Genomic DNA, 17,007 nt, shown 5'->3' with positions numbered 1-17,007 from the left:
CGCCCTGTGGCGCCCCCCGTTTTTGTGTTCAGCCAAAGCCATTTATTTGATTACCGGCCAGTAAGATACAGCCGTGATGGCCCCACCCAGATTGAGGTTCTGAACCGCCTCATTGCGGCCTGTCTGTTCAATCTTTTGGAACATGACCGCAAAGGGGGCGGTGTCGCGGAATTCGGACTGAATATCAGCGTACATTTTTGCCCGTATCTCCCGGTCGCCCTCAACAACGGCAGCCGCAACCTTTTCTGTCAACCCGCCGGTGTCCCAAGCATTGCGATAGGCCAGCAGGCCTGTGGCGCCGGCTTCGTCCGAGTTGTCGGGGTTATAGGCAAAGGTGCCTGCATTTGTATGCGGATCCGGATAATCCGGTCCCCAGGCCCCCATATACATGTCCAGCTCGCGCGCGCGGTAGCGCCCCAGAATGGCCTTGGCGGTGCCCACTGTGATGTTCAGGGTGATGCCTGCCTGCGCAAAGGTGTTTTGCAGCGACTGGGTAATCTCGATCCGCTCTTGCGCTTCGCGCACGCCGACCTCAATTTCAAACGGGCCAACACCGGCAGAGGCCAGCAGTTCCTTGGCCTTTTCAATGTTCAGGCTAAAGGGGTTCTCATCAACCGCCCCCAGATAGGTGCGCGGCAAAAAGTTCTGGTGGATGGTATACTGCCCATTGAGAAAGCTGTTCTGCATCCCCTCATAGTCAACCAGATATTTGATCGCCTGGCGCACTTCGGGTTTGGCCAGCATTTCGTGCTTTTGGTTCACCGCGATATACATCAGTCGACCGCGCAGCTCATCGTCAATTGCGATGCCCTCAGCGGCCCGCGCGCCTGCAATGTCTTCTGGGTTCAGGTTGCGGGCGACGTCAATGTCACCGCGTTCCAGCATCAGCCGCTGGGTGGCGCTTTCCTGCACGTGGCGCACGATGACGCGCTCCATCGCAGGCGCACCACCGTAATAGTCCGGGTTGCTCACCAGGGTGACGCTCTCGTTTGGCTTCCAGCCCTGCAGCTTATAGGGGCCAGAGCCGGCAGAGTTTGTCGCCAGCCAGGAATTGCCCAGATCGCCGTCGACCTCATTGGCCATCACAACCTCTTTGTCGACGACGCCGCCGATGGTGGCGGTCAGGCAGTTCAGCACAAAGGAGGTCGCGTAACGCTTGTCTGTGGTGATGCGGATGGTGTTGCCATCGGCCACGATGGTTTCGCCCACATTTTCAGGGGTAAAGCCAAACTGGGTCAGAATAAACGAAGGCGTTTTGTTCAGAGTGACCACGCGGCGCAGCGAGAACTCGACGTCTTCGGCGCGCACAGGGTTGCCGGAATGGAACATGACGCCTTCGCGCATGGTAAAGGTGATGGTGCGGCCATCATCGCTGACGCTCCAGCTGGTCGCCAGATCAGGCTGATAGCCCGCGTCCAGATTGAGCGGGTCGAAATTGACCAGCTTGTTGTAGATGTTGCGGCTGACGTCAGAGCCAGCAAACTCAAAGCTTTGCGCCGGATCAATGGTGGTGATGTCGTCAATCCGGTTTGCGATGACCAGCATATTTGCCGGTGTTTCTGCCTCGGCTGCGAAGGTGGTAAATCCCACCGCCAGACCAAGTGCCGCACTGGATAGTAAACGGTTAAAAGCATTCATAACCCAAGACCTCTCCTATTTGGATTTTTGTTAAAATAGCGCGTGCGTGGCGGGGTTATGATCCCCAGGTTTTCTCTAGCACGCGCAACCAGTTCCCATGGCACAGCTTGGTCATAAACGCGTCGTCATACCCATGCTGTGTCATGGCCACTCTCAAATTGGGCAGATCCGCAACCGTGGTCACATCCTGCGGCCCAATTGCCCCGTCGTAGTCAGAGCCAAGACCAACGCGATCCTCGCCCAGATGCTCTATGAGATAATCCAGATGCCGCAGCATCTGTTGCAGCGGCACATCCGCAATCATGCGCCCGTCATCGCGCAAAAACGCCACTGCAAAATTCAGCCCAACCATGCCATCGCTGTCCTTGATCGCGGCCAGCTGATCGTCGGTCAGATTGCGTGAATGCGGGCAAATACCATGCGCATTGGAATGGGTGGCCACCAGCGGTTTGGTTGATTGGCGCGCCACATCCCAGAAACCGGCGGCGTTGAGATGTGACAGATCAATCATCACGCCCAGCTCGTCGCAGCGTTTCACCAGGCGCAACCCGTGGTCCGTCAGCCCCTCGCCAATGTCCGGATCACTGGGATAGCGAAACGGCACACCATTGCCAAAGATCGTCGGGCGGCTCCAAACAGGTCCAATAGAGCGCAGCCCCGCCTGATACAGCACTTCCAGAGTGTGCAGATCGGGGTCGATCGCCTCAGCGCCCTCAATATGAAAAATCGCCGCCATTTTGCCAGCTGCCAGCGCCGAGCGGATATCGGCAACGCTGCGACAGACCTTTAGCGCCCCCTTGTTTTCCAGATCAAAAAGGATCGCGGTGATGGCCATCGCCACAGGCAAGGCGTCTTCCCAATCAATGGCCTCTGGCAGTGGCAGGTCGTAGGCGGGTTTCTCCATCTCATCCATCTTAAAGGCCTTATCCATCGGCGATGGGATGTAGAACCGCAAAGAAGCCGCCGCCAAAGCCGCCGGCCTTTGCCTTTATCAGATCAAGCGCTCCGTCGCGCCCGGTGAGAAAACTGTCAGAGGCCGCAAGCCCGCCCGTGCGGTACAGATGCAGCAGAACATCATTGTGCCCGTCAAAAATGGCAGGTGTACTGGAAGCGCTCAAATGAAACCCCAAAATTTAATTAAGACCACGCTATCAAATGTTTTGTCATGGGCTAGCTGAAATGCCATGAGTTATATGCATATTCCTATGCGATTTCCGCAAGAGGGGCGCAATGACACGCAAATCCTGGCACAGCCTGCCCGAATATCAGGCGCTGCGTGCCCTGATGCAGGGCGGCACGGCAACAGCGGCAGCCGAGCGACTGGGGCTGTCGCAATCGGCCGTCAGCCGATCCATTGGCAGTCTTGAGGCCCGCACCGGCCTCACGCTTTTTGAACGCGAAGCAGGTCGGTTGCGTCCGACAGAAGAAGCGGTGCGCCTGAACCTGCGGCTTGATCCGCTGTTTGAAGCGCTGGACCAGATTGATGGGCCGAAAAAGCCGATCCGCGAAACGCTGCGTCTGATTGCGCCGCCCACCTATGCCCACCGGTTTCTTGTTAGTCAGATCGCCAGCTTCCTTGCCATCAACCCGCATTTCTTTGTCAGCCTCGAAGTCAGCACCTCTGACGAGATTTTCCGCGCCATTCTGGAAGACCGCTTTGATCTTGGCCTGACAGGGGTCGAGTTTGCCCGGATTGGTGTCAAGATGCAGGCCTTTCGGGTCTCTTCTGCCGTCTGCGTCATGGCGGCTGACCATCCGCTTGCAGCACAAAGCGAGGTGCATCCGGTGGATCTGCACGACCAGCCCCTGATCCCGCTTGCGCCGCGCCATGCGCGCCGCACCCAGCTGGAAAAGATCTTTAATCAGGCCCGCTGCAAACCCCGGATTGTGGCAGAGGTCTCTACCTCGTTTGCAGCGGTGGATCTGGCCAAGGAGGGGTTGGGGCTGGCTGTCGTCAATCCTTTTCCGGTGTATCACTATCGCTCGGACGACCTGGTGTTTCGCCGGTTTGCATCCCCCATGGAATACCGCAGCTATTTTGTCATGTCTGATCAGCGCCCATTACCACGGATCGCGCGCGCCTTTATCCGCCATATCAGGCTCCATACCCCCTCTGATCCCCATTCAAAAAGGGTCGCGGCCAATGGCTGAAAATATGTATGGACCATGCTGGCGCGTCACCAGACTGGCGCGCGAGGTCTGCATATCCACGCCCGCCTTTGAAGAGCCATAGGCGGCCGCAAGCGGGAAAGGGATACGCGCTGAAACAGACGAAATGGCCAGCAAATGCCCCTGCGTTCCATACCGCTGGGCAGGGCTGGTTTCAGTGTGCGCTAGAGCTCCATCAGGTTGGTTCCCGCCACCGCCTCAAAGGTGTCTGAGGGCATATCCTGCATCAGGCCGAGCCGCTCAATCCCGGCATCGGCGATGATCGCATCAATTCGCCGGGCTGGTTCGGGCGGGGCTAGTTGTCGGGAACGAAGGTTGAGATCCAGCTTTCCAGCATGGCGACAGCCTCCTCCCAGCGGTCATCGACCGTCACCATATGAGAGGTCTGCGGCAGTATAGCAGCCTTTGCCCCGTGCCTCTTTGCGGTCGCGGTCAGGTTTTCCTGGCTGATGATCTGGTCACGCTCGGCGCCAATAACCGCCACGGGAATGCCCGGCGCGATTGGCGTTCGGACAGGCAAAAACAACATGTCCAGAAAGGCGCGAAAGGATTCTGACTGCAGGTTTTGCAGATACTGGTCTTTGGCCCTCTGGGATTTGTCGCGCGAGAACAGCAAAGCACGCGCATCATTGGGGTCAGCCACAACGCCGTATAAATCCAGCGTCAGGTTGGTGCGCAAAAAGCCCTTTGGGTGTTTGGTCAGGATCTTGCCGAGGGCACTCCTGGCCCCGGATGGCGGCACCGAGGCCAGCAGGGCAACCCCGCGCGTCGGGTGTTTTTCAGCGTATTTCTGCGCCACAAACCCGCCCATCGAATGGCCGATGATCACAGGGGTGTCCATGCCCTGCGCGACAAGGGCCACATCGGCCACGTAGTCATTGATCGAGGCCCATCTGACCTTGCCGTCAGATCCGCCGTGCCCGCGCAGTGATAGCGCGCGACAGCGATACCCCCGCGCGGCAAGCCAGGGCATGAAATGCTCCTCCCAGTACCAGCTGGAGGACCATGCCCCATGCACAAAGAGCAGGTCAGCCTTGCGAGGGAGGCGCGCAGTTTCATAGGTAACAACCTCTAATGCGCCTGCCTCTCCAGCAAGGCGGTCAACGCGGCGGCTGGCTATTTGTTCCGTCATGGCAGCTATTCAGCCGCAATGCTTGCAGGCCCCTGGGTGCGGCGCTCAGGGTGTGGTGACGCTTGTGAGCGGGCAAGCTCTTTGCGCAGGCGGGCGCGAAAGGCCTCGTCGTTGACGGTGATCGTATGGCGCGGTGATGCGACCTGTTTGACATCAGGATGCGCCAGCTCATCCTCTATCAGCTGCCCAATCGGCCTGGACGGCTGCCACAAACCGGCCAGATGTCGCGCGGCCAGTTTTGCCTGCAGCTCTGATCCGGGCCAGATGCAGCCAAGAGGCTGGAACAGGCCGATAAAGTAGAGGTTCGCCACCTTCTCGGGCAGCATGCGTTCATACAGAGGCACCGGGCCATTGGTTACATCAATGACGGATTTGTCCAAAAAGGGATGGGTAATGTGATAGCCGGTGCAGGCCACGACAGTGTCAAAATCCCGGCTGCTGCCATCTTTGAAATGGACGGTTTGCCCATCAAAGCCTGCGATATCGACCTTTGGCATAACCTTGCCATGACGCAGGGCCAGATAAAGATCAGAGTTCAGCGTGGGATGAGTCGCGAGCACCGGGTGGTCGGGGTCCGGCAATCCGATGTCGCGGTTCTTGCCCTGCAGCAGGGTCAAAGCAATGGTCATGCCCTTGATCTGCGCCCATTTTGGCAGCTTGCGGAACTTGTAAAAGAACTTGTCTACGGGCTGTCCAAAAATGAACTTCGGGATCAGATAATAGCCGCGCCGCCAGCTGATGCAGGTCTCTTTTGACACCCGCGAGGTTTCTACGGCAACATCGCAGGCAGAATTGCCGCCACCGATCACAAGCACCCTTTTGCCTGCAAAGGGAGCTGCCTTTTTGTAGCTGTGCGAATGTATGTATTCTCCGGTGAATTTACCGGGATAGTCAGGCCAGCGCGGCGTGTGGTGGTGGCCAGTTGCCACACAGAGCGCATCAAAGATGCGGCTTTGCGGCGCTTCGCCGTCTGTTTGCCAGCTCACCGACCAGCGCCCGTCGGGCAGGGGGTCGGTCTTGGTGACAGTGGTGCGAAAGGTGATATGGGCGCGCAGGCCAAATTCGGTGGCGTAGCCGTTGAAATATCTCAGCAGCTGCACATGCGAGGGATAATCAGGCGCGTCTTTTGGCAGCGGGTAGTCTTCATATTCCGAGTAATACTTGGAGCTGATGATATGCGTGGTCTCAAAAACGCTGGAGTGGCCGGTTGCGTCATCATAGCGCCAGTTCCCTCCCACATCCTCGCATTGATCGAAGGCGCTGACCTCAAACCCCTGGTCCAGGAAATTCTTGATTGTCGGCAGGCCCGCAGGGCCGGCGCCGATCACAGCAACAGTTTTTTTGGTCATTCCGTGTCCTCCCTGCAGGCGAGGCTTGCAGGTCGTGACATATCCGTCAATGAACTTGTTGACACATGTGTCACTAAATAAGAGGACATATTTCGGCTGTAAGCTGCATAACCCCTATGCCATAGTTGTGGCTATGAAACACACGCGAATACCCCATGCGCAGACCCGAAAAGCCAACCGCGATCTTCTGGTCTGCGCCGCGCGCCACGTCTTTGCGACCAAGGGGTATGAGGCTGCAAACATCCGCGATATCGTGCGTGAAAGCGGCCTTTCCCAGGGGTCGTTCTACAACAACTTCAAAGACAAACGAGAAGTCTTTGAGATTGTCATGAACGAGATCGTCGAGCCGCTTGCGGCAGAGCTGCGCACTGTGCGTGCGTCGTCGCGCTCTGCCAAAGAATTTCTGTGGTCGGCCTTTCACAGCTGTGTGCAACTGGCGATCAAAAACCCCGAGACATCGGCCATTATTGCCCGATGTCAGGGGGAGTTCCGACCGGTCTTTTATCTCAGCGGCAACAATACTCAGATCCGCAATGATCTGGTTTCAGACCTGAGAGAGGGGATGGAAACGGGGCGGTTCTGCACGCTCATGCCAGAGATGACCGCAGATTCGATGATGTCATTGGGGTTTGACCTGGTGATCCATTGCGCATCCTGCCCTGAAGAAGCGGAAGTGCGTGTGAGCTACTTGACCGACTTGTTCCTGCCGATGTTGACAAAAAGCTAGTCGCCACACCATCAACCCCCGCTGTAGTCGCTGGGTGGTACCATCGGGGCCTTGCTGGCGGCTTTCCTTTTCCTGTCTCGTGTCAGTGAGGCGGAGGATTTTTCCAGGAGGCAATAGCCTCGGGCGGGTTTTCGCAGAGATCCGCTCGTTCTGTGGAATCACTTGTTTTTTCAGCTGCGCGGCCAAACACTGGTAGGCGAACAGGTCACTGTGCTGGCCCCTGTTTTGCCCCCTGTGCTGGCCCCTGTTTCGACCCCTGTGCTGGCCACAGAAGGGAGGCCAATTGGTCCGGGCTTCCTTAACTTTTATTTGAAATCGACTTTTGACCCAGTCTTTTGACCTAAACGACTTTTGGCACGGGCCTTTGGCGCAAACGGGCCTTTGGCACAAAAGGGAAACACGAAAATGAACCTTCTTCCACGCAGGCGACACGCCATTTTTCTCGCAGCTTTCGGCGGCATTTTCGGCGGTATTTTAGTGTGCGCGTCGCCAGCTCTGGCCCAAAACGCCGCCGTAGAAGAGGCCCTGAATGTGCCGGGTGCGCGGGTGACTTTGCCGGTTGCGGCCGCAAAACAGCCCTTTCAGAAGGATTTCGTGCGCCAGGCGCAGGGCGCATTCAACAGTTTTCATGCCCAAATGGGCGGCGACCACACCCTCTATTATCTGCAAAATTTCGCGTCAGTCATGCGCACCGATGTGGTGGCGCCAAACCCGGTCTACAAACCCTTTGAATACGCCCTTGAACCCAAACTCAAAGAGATCACGATAACAACCGACAGCGAAGGCCCCTTGGCTCTGAAAGACTATGTCGGCCACCCGACGTTTCGGCATCAGGGCCTGCTGATGGTGCACAAGGGCAAGGTGGTGTACGAGGCCTATCCCGGCATGTCGTCGGCCGATGTGCATCTGTGGGCATCCGCCTCAAAGACGTTGACAGGGCTGTTGGCCGCCAGCTTTATCGAAGAGGGGCGTCTGGATCCGTCCAGATCCGTCACCGAATATGCGGCGGATCTTGCGGGGACGGCTTGGGACGGGGTGCGGGTCATTGACCTTATCAACCATACCACCGGCCTGGATATCGAAGAAACCAACGAGTCGATCCTGAACCCGAATTCAATGTTTGTTCGCTTTGTGCTGGCGACATTTGGCTCCACAGACCGCGATGTCGACGTGGGGAATTGGCTGTCTGTTTTGCGCGAGGTGACGCCGCTTGAGGGTGAGAGGCCCGGCGAACGGTTTCGCTACTCGTCGCTCAATACCCATGTCCTGGGAATGGTCTTGGAGGGCGTTACAGATCTTCGGGTGTCCGACATCATTGGCACAGAAATCTGGGGGAGCCTGCACGCGCGTATGCCGCTGCTTGTGCATCTTGCGCCTGACGGGCAGGGCCTCAATATGGGCATTGTTTCGTCCAGCCTGGAAGACATGGCAAAATTTGGCGTTCTGTGGACCCCAAGTTGGCCCTCGGTTGCTGACAGGCCAGTGGTCTCAAAAGCCGCACTTGATCGCATTCGCGCAGGCGGTGATGCAAAAGCGTTTCAAGGCGGCGCCAAAGAAGCACAGGCCATATCGCTGTTTCAGGAAACGCCAGTCAAAGGCGCGTACCAGTTTGACTTTATCTTTGAGGACGGCGCCCTTTATAAACACGGAAACACCGGACAAGGCATCTACATTGACCCTGAACGGGACTTCGTTGGGGTGTATTTTTCCGCAACCCCCTACATTGCCCCTTATGGCGAAATAAAAGCGCCGGCCTATATGCGTGCGGCAGCAAAGATGCTGGCAGGGCAGTAGCGGCTGTTCGCGGTGTCTGGAAACGATGCAATTTTGATCAATAAGACGGATACTAGCGGCCGAAGCAGACCAGCCGCGTTGCGTTATCATGCAAACTCACTAGGCTGGTTTTATGAGCATCAACAAAACGCACTTTAGCGAAATGCACGTCGCCGGGGAGGCTCGCCCGCCCTACAAAGGCTACGATGCCTGGTTTGCCAAACAGAACACTGGCCGCCTCGCGACCAAGTCGGAAGAAGCTGAAGCGTTTTTTCGGCGCTCGGGGATCACCTTTAATGTTTACGGACAGCAGGATGCCGAGGAACGGCTCATTCCTTTCGATCTGGTGCCACGGATCATCTCGCCGCGAGAGTGGACCAAGCTGTCAAAGGGGATTGAGCAGCGCGTCTATGCGATCAATGCCTTTTTGCACGATATTTATAACCGGCAGGAAATTTTACGGGCCGGTGTCATTCCAACGGATCTGATTGCTCAGAACGATGCGTTCTTGCCGCAGATGATCAACTTCAGTGCGCCGGGAGATGTCTACACTCATATCGTGGGCACTGACATCGTGCGCACCGGCGAGGACGAGTTTTTCGTGCTTGAGGACAACGCGCGAACGCCCTCTGGCGTCAGCTATATGCTGGAAAACCGTGAGTCGATGCTGCAAATGTTCCCCGAACTGTTCAGCAGCATTCGGGTGCAGCCCGTCAGTGATTATCCTAAAAACCTGCGCCGCTCGCTTGAGGCCTCGGCACCCTCTGGCTGCAAGGGGCGGCCTTGCGTGGTGATCCTGACGCCGGGCATTCATAACTCGGCCTATTTTGAACACAGCTTTCTGGCCGATCAGATGGGGGTTGAACTGGTCGAGGGGCACGATCTGCGGGTTGTGGATGGCCATATCGCCATGCGGACCACCAAGGGCTACAAGAGGATTGATGTGATCTATCGCCGGGTGGATGATGAATACCTTGACCCGCTGACATTCAACCCAGACTCGATGCTGGGGGTTCCGGGGATTATGGATGTGTACCGGGCAGGCAATATCACCATTGCAAACGCCCCGGGCACAGGCGTTGCGGACGACAAAGCGGTCTATAGCTACCTGCCTGATATCATTAAATTCTACACCGGCGAGCCTGCGATCTTGAAGAACGTGGAGACCCATCGGTGCTCAGAGCCGCAACAGCTCAGATACGTGCTCGATAAACTTGCCGATCTGGTGGTGAAAGAGGTGCATGGCTCTGGCGGCTACGGCATGCTGGTGGGGCCGGCGGCGAGCAAACAGGAGCTGTCTGATTTCGCCGATAAGCTGCGCGCGCGCCCCAGCAACTATATCGCGCAGCCAACCCTGTCGCTGTCCACGGTGCCGATATTTACCGAGAGCGGCCTCGCGCCGCGCCACGTTGACCTGCGCCCCTTTGCACTGGTGTCGCCCAAAGGCGTCAACATCACACCGGGCGGGCTGACGCGCGTCGCCCTGAAAGAAGGCTCACTGGTGGTCAACTCCAGTCAGGGCGGCGGCACCAAAGACACTTGGGTACTGGAAGACTGACATGTTGGGAAAAACCGCAGGGGGACTGTACTGGATGTTCCGCTCGCTTGAGCGGGCAGAGAACACTGCGCGGCTGATTGAGGCGGGGGTTCGCATCGCGTTGACCCGGTCAACAACAGCCGAGGCGGAATGGCAGTCGGTGATCTCCACGCTTGCGGCGCAACAGGCATATGAAGCGATCTGCGAAGGCTATGACAGCGCGCAGGTTGTCAACTTTTTGCTGCGCGAGCCGTCAAATCCAAGCTCTGTTTTGTCGATCATGAAATCTGCCCGTGACAACGCGCGCCTTGTCCGGACCGCACTGACCACCGAAGTGTGGCTGGCCGTCAATGAAACATGGATGCTGTTCACAGATCTGCTGAAGGATGAGATCCCTCAGACGGAACTGCCTGCTGTGCTGGCCACCATCCGGCAACAATCGGGGCTGGTGCGCGGGGCACTGCACGGGACTATGCTGCGCAATGACATCTATGATTTTTGCCGCCTGGGCACTTTTGTTGAGCGGATGGACAATACGGCACGCATCATTGACGTGAAGTACTACTCACTGTTGCCGGCGCCCTCCTTTGTCGGCAGTCGTCTGGACAATGTGCAGTGGGAAACCATCCTGCGCTCTGTTTCGGCGCACCGGTCGTTCCGCTGGGCTGTGGAGGAGGACTTTACCGCGCCTGCCATCGCTGAATTCCTGATCCTGGATCGCCGGATGCCAAGGTCGCTGGCCTTCAATGCAGGACAGATCGTCAACAGCCCTGTCGCATCTGGCCGAGGAATACGGCACCACACATCCGTCACATGAGATGGCCAACGCCCTGCGCGCACGGCTGGTAAACCGGGACATCACTTCGATCTTTGACGAAGGGCTGCACGAATTTGTAAGCTCAGTTATCGACTGCACCGCGACCCTCGCACAACAGATCGAAGTTGATTACAGGTTTTTGGGCAAATGGACTTAACAATACATCACACGACTGAATACGCCTACAGCGCACCCGTGGATTATGCGCTGCAAAAGGTGCGCCTGCGGCCTTTGTCGTCAGTGATGCAAGAGGTGGTGAATTGGTCCGTTGAGATCGTCGGCGGCAAGGTCGAGGCAAGCTATCTTGACCACTATGGCAACCATGTCGATCTGGTGAGCCTGACGCCAGGGGCGCGCGTTTTAACCATTCAGGCCAGCGGCCAGGTGAAAACGCTGAATGCCAGCGGGGTGCTTGGTCCGCTCAAAGGCCGGGCGCCTGTGTGGCTTTTTCAGCAACCGACCCCGCTAACAGCGCCGGGCGATGCGATTAAGGCGCTGCCCCGGATCTCGGGAAACCCTGAGGCGCAGCTTGCCGAATTGCATGCTCTTTCCGCCGCTATCCTGGAGGCGCTGCCGTATAAAACGGGCGGCACAGTGGTCGACACCTCTGCAGAAGACGCGCTGCGGGGCGACAGCGGCGTCTGTCAGGACCACGCGCAAATCTTTGTTGCAGCCGCGCGGCTGTCAGGGCTGCCTGCACGCTATGTCAGCGGCTATCTGATGATCAAAGAGCAGGTGATCCAGGAAGCAACCCATGCATGGGCTGAAGTCTGCGTTCAGGGGCTGGGATGGGTCGGCTTTGATGTCTCAAATGGCGTGTCCCCGGATGAACACTACGTGCGCATCGCTGTCGGCCGGGATGCCCGCGATGCCGCCCCCATCGAAGGGCTGCGCATGGGCTCTGCCGATGAAACGCTTATGGTATCTTTACAGGTCCAGCAGTAAAGAGATGCGAAGGTTTCCTGTCGGATAGAATGAAATGACGTATTGCATCGGAATGCGCCTGGATCGCGGGCTTGTCTTTATGGCGGACACCCGAACAAGCGCAGGCGTAGACAATTTTGCGGTCAGCAAAAAGATGTTCACCTGGCATGTGCCAGACGAGCGCGCCATCACCATCATGACTGCCGGCAACCTTGCGACGACGCAGTCACTGATCAGCCTGCTGGAGGAACGCTCTGTCTCGGAACAAGACCGTGATCCAAGCATCCTGCGCGAACCCACCATGTTTCAGATTGCGCGGCTGGTGGGGGCCACCCTGCGCGAGGTGATTGTAAACTCGTCACCGACAGGTCAGACATCAGACGACCAATTTGGTGCCTCCATCATTCTGGGTGGCCAGATAAAGGGCGGAAAGCCAACGATATTCATGATCTACCCTGAGGGTAATTTCATTGAGATCACGGAGGATACGCCCTTCTTTCAGATCGGTGAAACCAAGTATGGAAAGCCGATCCTGGTCCGGGCCTATGACAGTCAGATGGAGTTCGAAGACGCAATCAAGCTTTTGCTGGTGTCCTTTGATTCTACAGTGAAATCAAACCTGTCCGTCGGGCTGCCTTTTGATCTGCAGGTGTATGAGAATGACTCTTTTGCCACGGATCGCGTCAAACGGATTAATGCAGAAGACGAGGTCTATCAGACCATAGCGACCGTCTGGGGCGATGCCCTCCGGGATGCATTTCAGTTGCTGCCCAGCTACAAGCTCTGACCGTATTGGCTTGACCATGCGCGAAATGTCTTTCGCTGGCGGGTTCAGGCGAAAGGTTGAGCCGACAAAATCAAATCTGCGCCTGCTTAATTTCCGGGACGCCCAGGTCATTGGTCATCCAGGTCGTTGGTCGCCGAGGGCGTTGCTCTCCCGGATAGTGATCCGCTGGGTTCCTCACCGGATCGGAAGTGGTGGCTTTGTAAAACGTCTTCGATACGACCGTTGAAGCGCTCGACCATGCCATTGGTCTGCGGCGATCTCGGCGGGGTCAGGCGATGTTCAATGTCCAGCTCTTTGCAGATTCTATCGAACTCATACTTCCCGCTTTGCGCCCGTTTGCGAAGACCAAAGAGCCGGTCTGTGAACTCTTTTCCGCGCGCCATCGTCCTCGGACCGATGGCGGACTTGGCCCGCTCTGTGAGAATGGTGCGGATGCGTATTGGACAGGCACGTTCCAGATCCCGCAGGAAGCGCCGCGCGTTAGCCGCCGTCTTGCGGCTGTAGATGCGCACAAAGACCCAGCGGGTGGCCCGGTCTATCGCAACGAACAGATAACGGCGAGACGTCTCGTCTGCCATCCGCCGCCTGGCAGGGGAATGACTTCATTCACCGAGAAGGTGCGGCAGGTATTTCACGTCCCTATCGGCAGCACCCTGCGGATGCGCCTGTCGGGCAATGGATGTGGATGTATCCGGGTTCATAAGCCTTGAAGCCGCTGTGCTTGGGCGAGCCTCTTTGGACTTGAGATCGCGCAGATTGCCCACGCCATGCCGACGCAGGCAACGATCCAGCCCTTAGCGTGAGACATCCGGGTTCAAGAACTCCCGAACTACCGCCAGCAGATCATCCTGCGACACAAGCAGCGTCTTGCGGAGCGCAACCGCGATAGCCTCTTGTGCCAGGCTCAAAGTGGTCTGTAACCGGTGTGCTGTGTGGCTTCGGTCGTGAACACTGTCACGATGCCGCCATTTATAGATCGTTTGCTCTGTAGTGCCGAACCGTTCCGCCAGAGCCGACGCTGGCTCACCGCTCGCCTGGATTGCAGCACGCACCTTCGGTGTGGTCGTCGCTTGCTTGTGAAGATGGATCAGCATGGCAGCACCCCGTTCAGAATGTCCCTCAGAACAGACCTTGCCATGAAAAATGCCGATCGCCGAGGGTCAATGTGATCATCCGGGATGGAACATATAAGGGCGGACCATTTCAAAGAGGGAGGCTAACAATCATGGAGGATTGACCGCCTCAGGTAGACTAATTGATCTTGATCCTAGGGTTTTCTTCAAAGCCCCACTTAATCTAGGGCTTGAGTTTAGCATCCCGCACTGCCCGGCCCGAAAGATGCGATGGATCGGCACTTCATTAGATGGTCATAAAACGTCCCTGAGGCAATCAGCAGCAAGCGGAAAATTGCCCCGACACCATCCTCTACGCACGTTCACGCGTCTCAGCGAAAAACGCACTCGCACCCTTAGGGTTGAGGCGATTTATGGGAAAACCTATTGGGGGATCAGTTGTGGGTTGACTTTCCGTCAAGCTTGTCGAACTTAGGGCGTGTAAAAATTTCGTTCGCTCCCATGGGTTGAGCAATTTAGTGATTTTCGAACAATTTATTCTCATGAGGATGATATGACACTTAATTTTGTCGTGCCTGCTATGCGCGCTATTGTCACCGCGTTGGCTCTTCTGGCTTTCCCTATGGCGGTTATCGCCCAGCAAACCTGTGGTGGACAGGCGTACAAGGCACCCGAACCGTCTGGTGCCTGGCATCTTGATGCAAAGGAAGCCTGCTTGGACGCCATGCCGTTAGGTTAGCAACATTTCATCACGACCGTCGTCGTCCACGTCAGCGATCTGAGCGCCACGGTGAAAGACTTTGCCAGGATAGCTCTGCGTGCTGAGACTTGGTAGAATTGGGGTATAGTTGGCCGCGTCAAGCAGGCTGGGAAGCTGCGTTCCACTGGTGATAATGCCGCTGACGCGCTGGAAGTCACTGCCAAAGACTTCGACCTCTTGCAGCAAGTTTGCCTGGGTCAATGTCGCCGCCGAATACCGCATTTGATAGGCACGCACTTTCTGCGCACCATCAAAAACCGAGACGCTTTCCAACCGGGTGAGTTGGCGGCCCATATGCTCTGCAGACCCAACGGCATATGTTGCCATGGGAGCGCCCGGTGAAGAATACCAAAACTGGACCTGATAGTCGGCATATGAGATACTATCTGGCCTGTGCGCGAGTGCGTTGGCTATATTGGTGAATTTGTAGCTATAGAGCACCTCTGAGGTGTTGGTTTGGGCGTTTTCAATCTTGGTCAGCAGAAACTTTCGCCGAAAGAGAATGTTGAACTCGTCTTGTGACCCGGACGTGCTGTTGTCATTGATATCGCCGAGAGATCTATAGGTATAAGTTGTGCCCTTGCCGTCAGAAATCAGAAACTGTTCAACCTCTTTACCACCAATCGTGATGGTATCCAGTTCAATACGCTTATAGCTTTCTACTTGGGTCGTAAGGTTGCCACCCGCTAGACAACTGGCGCTTTTCACCTCTGTTTTATAGCGATCGGGATAGGAGCGAAGGGCGCTAAGTTTACTGAGAGCATCGACATCTTCACAGGCCATCAGCTCCTGGCCATCAAGGCGGAAAAGGTCAAGACTGTCGTCATACGTCGGGGTGCCGCCGCCAAGTGTAACACGCTCAATCGACGAAAATCCGCGAAGCTGCCAACCGGCGCCTAGGTATGTCTCGGCAGACCCTCTTCCCTTGTAGGAGGATCGGTACGTAAGACCTAAGCTTGGCTCTAGGTCCCGATATTTGGGGATGTCAAAAGACAGGGTATGCCGAAAAGCACCATCCTGGGTGATTTCTTCCGGAGCCTCGGCCGCCGGTGTGGCTCGAGGCTGAGCATCAGTGTCACCCAGACTTAGTTCACCACGGGTTTGGTTGACTGAGAAAAATAGCGAAAACACAATTGTCGCTGCTGCGAGTGCAGGGAATTTTTTCTGAAACACTGTCAAATCCAATCAATCAATGGCTGCGCAGAAAAGCTCCGAAACCGCCAGAGATGTCAAGGGACTCTGTTGCAAAAATCGGCTGATGGGCGGGTTCCCCCTTTCCCCCAGCGGTTTTAGGGTACGGCTTTCGTGATGGGGATGCAAAGCGCGGTGTAGCCATGCAGGAGCGCGATACGCACTTGAACCTCAGCGACCTGGCGGTCAATGTCACGCGCCATGAGGCGTTGTCCCAGCAGTTCCATGCAATGCATCTTGTCTCGACACGGCTTCTACGGTGGTATCCGCTCCAGTTGCGCCCACCCGGTAAAGGTTTCGGGTCTCTGCATCCTTCTCGATCAGTTTCCCAGTTTGGCCGCGGGGGGCACGCCTAAAACCTGCATGGCGATGCGCGACGCCAACTTGGCATCGCTTGCGCCTTCCAGGATGTTCAGGGTCTCGGCGTCATCACTCAATAGCGGTTTGCCGTCCTTGTCTTTCAGGCAGAGAATGCAGGTAATCGCCATTTGCCGGGACTCGGATTTGCCGCAGCGGGATTTCTTCTTTCTCGCCCCATTCGGGGGGTCTCGATTTTCTGGCCGCGCATATTGTCAAAATGGGCGCGGCCAGCGGTGCCATTCATTTGCAGCGATATGCCGAGCCATCCCGCCACATGACGGCGGACCATCATTTCAAAGGACTTGAGGTAATCCACGTTCTGCGCTGCTACGCGGGCGTGATTGATCAGCCCGCGCAGATCCATGCGGGTTTGCAACCTGGAAGTATCCCCAAGCATATTGTCAAAACCCACCCACCAGGCGGCCACCGCGCGCCGCTTTGAAACGTCGGGTCTGGATCTGGCTGGTGGCTGTAGCACCTGTGCCGGGATTGTTTGGGGGGCATAGCCCAGAACCGAATACGTCTATGGGGTGATGATCAGGCTTTCCGTTTTTAGAGACCGGGCCGGGCCAACAAAGACCACCGATTAAAAACGGCGGGACATTGTGGTGTCCTGAGGCTCCACAATGTATGGTGGCACCGCATTGTCTCATAATGTCCAATGGCCGCCCGCGTTCACCCTGCGGCGCATGACGGCCTTAGAGACGGACATTCTAGAGGGCGGAGAATGCGCAAGAAGTGCCGCGCTCCACAAAGGGGATGCGCTCGGC

At 56.8% G+C, this 17,007-nt stretch carries 12 protein-coding genes and 5 pseudogenes; 8 read left to right on the top strand and 9 right to left on the bottom strand.

What is annotated here, in order from left to right:
- Positions 1-42 precede the first annotated feature (42 nt).
- Together B4968_RS14580 and B4968_RS14575 are read right to left on the bottom strand one after the other, a co-directional pair.
- Positions 43-1,638, bottom strand: coding sequence for an ABC transporter substrate-binding protein (locus B4968_RS14580; protein ID WP_083100134.1), 1,596 nt, complete (start codon positions 1,636-1,638; stop codon positions 43-45).
- Positions 1,639-1,693: 55 nt separating this feature from the next.
- Positions 1,694-2,756: pseudogene (locus B4968_RS14575) on the bottom strand (dipeptidase).
- Between the two features lie 112 nt (positions 2,757-2,868).
- Between B4968_RS14575 and B4968_RS14570 the strand changes: the two are divergent.
- A complete protein-coding gene (locus tag B4968_RS14570; protein ID WP_083100132.1) occupies positions 2,869-3,789 on the top strand; it encodes a LysR substrate-binding domain-containing protein in 921 nt (306 codons plus the stop codon).
- On the opposite strand, the pseudogene B4968_RS26205 reads toward B4968_RS14570, so the two are convergent.
- The 3 genes and pseudogenes from B4968_RS26205 to B4968_RS14560 form a co-directional block, all read right to left on the bottom strand.
- Positions 3,763-3,930: pseudogene (locus tag B4968_RS26205) on the bottom strand (hypothetical protein); the annotation flags it as partial. The gene B4968_RS14570 and the pseudogene B4968_RS26205 sit on opposite strands and share 27 nt — an antisense overlap.
- A 172-nt stretch (positions 3,931-4,102) precedes the next feature.
- On the bottom strand, positions 4,103-4,939 hold the full coding sequence (locus tag B4968_RS14565) for an alpha/beta hydrolase (protein WP_083100130.1): 837 nt from the start codon (positions 4,937-4,939) through the stop codon (positions 4,103-4,105).
- 5 nt (positions 4,940-4,944) lie between these two features.
- Entirely contained in the window at positions 4,945-6,288 is a 1,344-nt protein-coding gene (locus B4968_RS14560; RefSeq protein WP_083100128.1) for a flavin-containing monooxygenase, read from the bottom strand.
- 133 nt (positions 6,289-6,421) lie between these two features.
- Between B4968_RS14560 and B4968_RS14555 the strand changes: the two genes are divergently transcribed.
- The 6 genes and pseudogenes from B4968_RS14555 to B4968_RS14530 all read left to right on the top strand — a co-directional run bounded on the left by B4968_RS14555 (position 6,422) and on the right by B4968_RS14530 (position 12,853).
- Positions 6,422-7,015: a TetR/AcrR family transcriptional regulator gene (locus B4968_RS14555; protein WP_161492596.1), complete on the top strand. Its 594-nt coding sequence runs from the start codon at positions 6,422-6,424 to the stop codon at positions 7,013-7,015.
- Between the two features lie 405 nt (positions 7,016-7,420).
- Positions 7,421-8,809 (top strand): serine hydrolase domain-containing protein, encoded by a 1,389-nt coding sequence (locus tag B4968_RS14550; protein WP_083100124.1) that lies wholly within the window; start codon positions 7,421-7,423, stop codon positions 8,807-8,809.
- A gap of 112 nt (positions 8,810-8,921) precedes the next feature.
- Complete coding sequence (locus tag B4968_RS14545; RefSeq protein ID WP_083100122.1) at positions 8,922-10,346, top strand: circularly permuted type 2 ATP-grasp protein; 1,425 nt, start codon at positions 8,922-8,924, stop codon at positions 10,344-10,346.
- A 1-nt stretch (position 10,347) separates the two neighbouring features.
- Positions 10,348-11,299, top strand: a pseudogene (locus B4968_RS14540) (alpha-E domain-containing protein).
- A complete protein-coding gene (locus tag B4968_RS14535) occupies positions 11,290-12,087 on the top strand; it encodes a transglutaminase family protein (RefSeq protein WP_083100120.1) in 798 nt (265 codons plus the stop codon). The pseudogene B4968_RS14540 and the gene B4968_RS14535 overlap by 10 nt, the downstream one beginning before the upstream one ends.
- A 34-nt stretch (positions 12,088-12,121) precedes the next feature.
- The gene (locus B4968_RS14530; RefSeq protein ID WP_083100118.1) at positions 12,122-12,853 is read left to right on the top strand and encodes a proteasome-type protease; all 732 of its coding nucleotides are present in this window, start codon (positions 12,122-12,124) and stop codon (positions 12,851-12,853) included.
- A 155-nt stretch (positions 12,854-13,008) separates the two neighbouring features.
- Here the strand turns inward: B4968_RS14530 and B4968_RS14525 are convergent.
- A pseudogene (locus tag B4968_RS14525) lies at positions 13,009-13,947 on the bottom strand (integrase core domain-containing protein); the annotation flags it as partial.
- Between the two features lie 532 nt (positions 13,948-14,479).
- Here B4968_RS14525 and B4968_RS14520 point away from each other — a divergent pair.
- Positions 14,480-14,665 carry a hypothetical protein gene (locus B4968_RS14520; protein WP_083100116.1) on the top strand — a complete coding sequence of 62 codons (186 nt, stop codon included), beginning with the start codon at positions 14,480-14,482 and terminating at the stop codon, positions 14,663-14,665.
- Here the strand turns inward: B4968_RS14520 and B4968_RS14515 are convergent.
- The 3 genes and pseudogenes from B4968_RS14515 to B4968_RS23155 all read right to left on the bottom strand — a co-directional run bounded on the left by B4968_RS14515 (position 14,657) and on the right by B4968_RS23155 (position 16,601).
- Complete coding sequence (locus B4968_RS14515; protein ID WP_083100114.1) at positions 14,657-15,859, bottom strand: SpvB/TcaC N-terminal domain-containing protein; 1,203 nt, start codon at positions 15,857-15,859, stop codon at positions 14,657-14,659. The genes B4968_RS14520 and B4968_RS14515 overlap by 9 nt on opposite strands.
- A gap of 116 nt (positions 15,860-15,975) precedes the next feature.
- Positions 15,976-16,157 (bottom strand): annotated as a pseudogene (locus tag B4968_RS14510) (IS5/IS1182 family transposase); the annotation flags it as partial.
- A 180-nt stretch (positions 16,158-16,337) separates the two neighbouring features.
- Positions 16,338-16,601: a hypothetical protein gene (locus B4968_RS23155; RefSeq protein ID WP_139792849.1), complete on the bottom strand. Its 264-nt coding sequence runs from the start codon at positions 16,599-16,601 to the stop codon at positions 16,338-16,340.
- Between the last annotated feature and the right edge of the window lie 406 nt (positions 16,602-17,007).

This window comes from Pseudophaeobacter leonis, assembly GCF_002087335.1.
GTDB lineage: Bacteria > Pseudomonadota > Alphaproteobacteria > Rhodobacterales > Rhodobacteraceae > Pseudophaeobacter > Pseudophaeobacter leonis.
This window is presented reverse-complemented; position numbering and strand designations above follow the sequence as displayed.

Coding starts and splice junctions, on each gene's coding strand:
- B4968_RS14580 (WP_083100134.1), bottom strand. CDS start 1,638: ATGAATGCTTTTAACCGTTTACTATCCAGTGCGGCACTTGGTCTGGCG.
- B4968_RS14570 (WP_083100132.1), top strand. CDS start 2,869: ATGACACGCAAATCCTGGCACAGCCTGCCCGAATATCAGGCGCTGCGT.
- B4968_RS14565 (WP_083100130.1), bottom strand. CDS start 4,939: ATGACGGAACAAATAGCCAGCCGCCGCGTTGACCGCCTTGCTGGAGAG.
- B4968_RS14560 (WP_083100128.1), bottom strand. CDS start 6,288: ATGACCAAAAAAACTGTTGCTGTGATCGGCGCCGGCCCTGCGGGCCTG.
- B4968_RS14555 (WP_161492596.1), top strand. CDS start 6,422: ATGAAACACACGCGAATACCCCATGCGCAGACCCGAAAAGCCAACCGC.
- B4968_RS14550 (WP_083100124.1), top strand. CDS start 7,421: ATGAACCTTCTTCCACGCAGGCGACACGCCATTTTTCTCGCAGCTTTC.
- B4968_RS14545 (WP_083100122.1), top strand. CDS start 8,922: ATGAGCATCAACAAAACGCACTTTAGCGAAATGCACGTCGCCGGGGAG.
- B4968_RS14535 (WP_083100120.1), top strand. CDS start 11,290: ATGGACTTAACAATACATCACACGACTGAATACGCCTACAGCGCACCC.
- B4968_RS14530 (WP_083100118.1), top strand. CDS start 12,122: ATGACGTATTGCATCGGAATGCGCCTGGATCGCGGGCTTGTCTTTATG.
- B4968_RS14520 (WP_083100116.1), top strand. CDS start 14,480: ATGACACTTAATTTTGTCGTGCCTGCTATGCGCGCTATTGTCACCGCG.
- B4968_RS23155 (WP_139792849.1), bottom strand. CDS start 16,601: ATGGATCTGCGCGGGCTGATCAATCACGCCCGCGTAGCAGCGCAGAAC.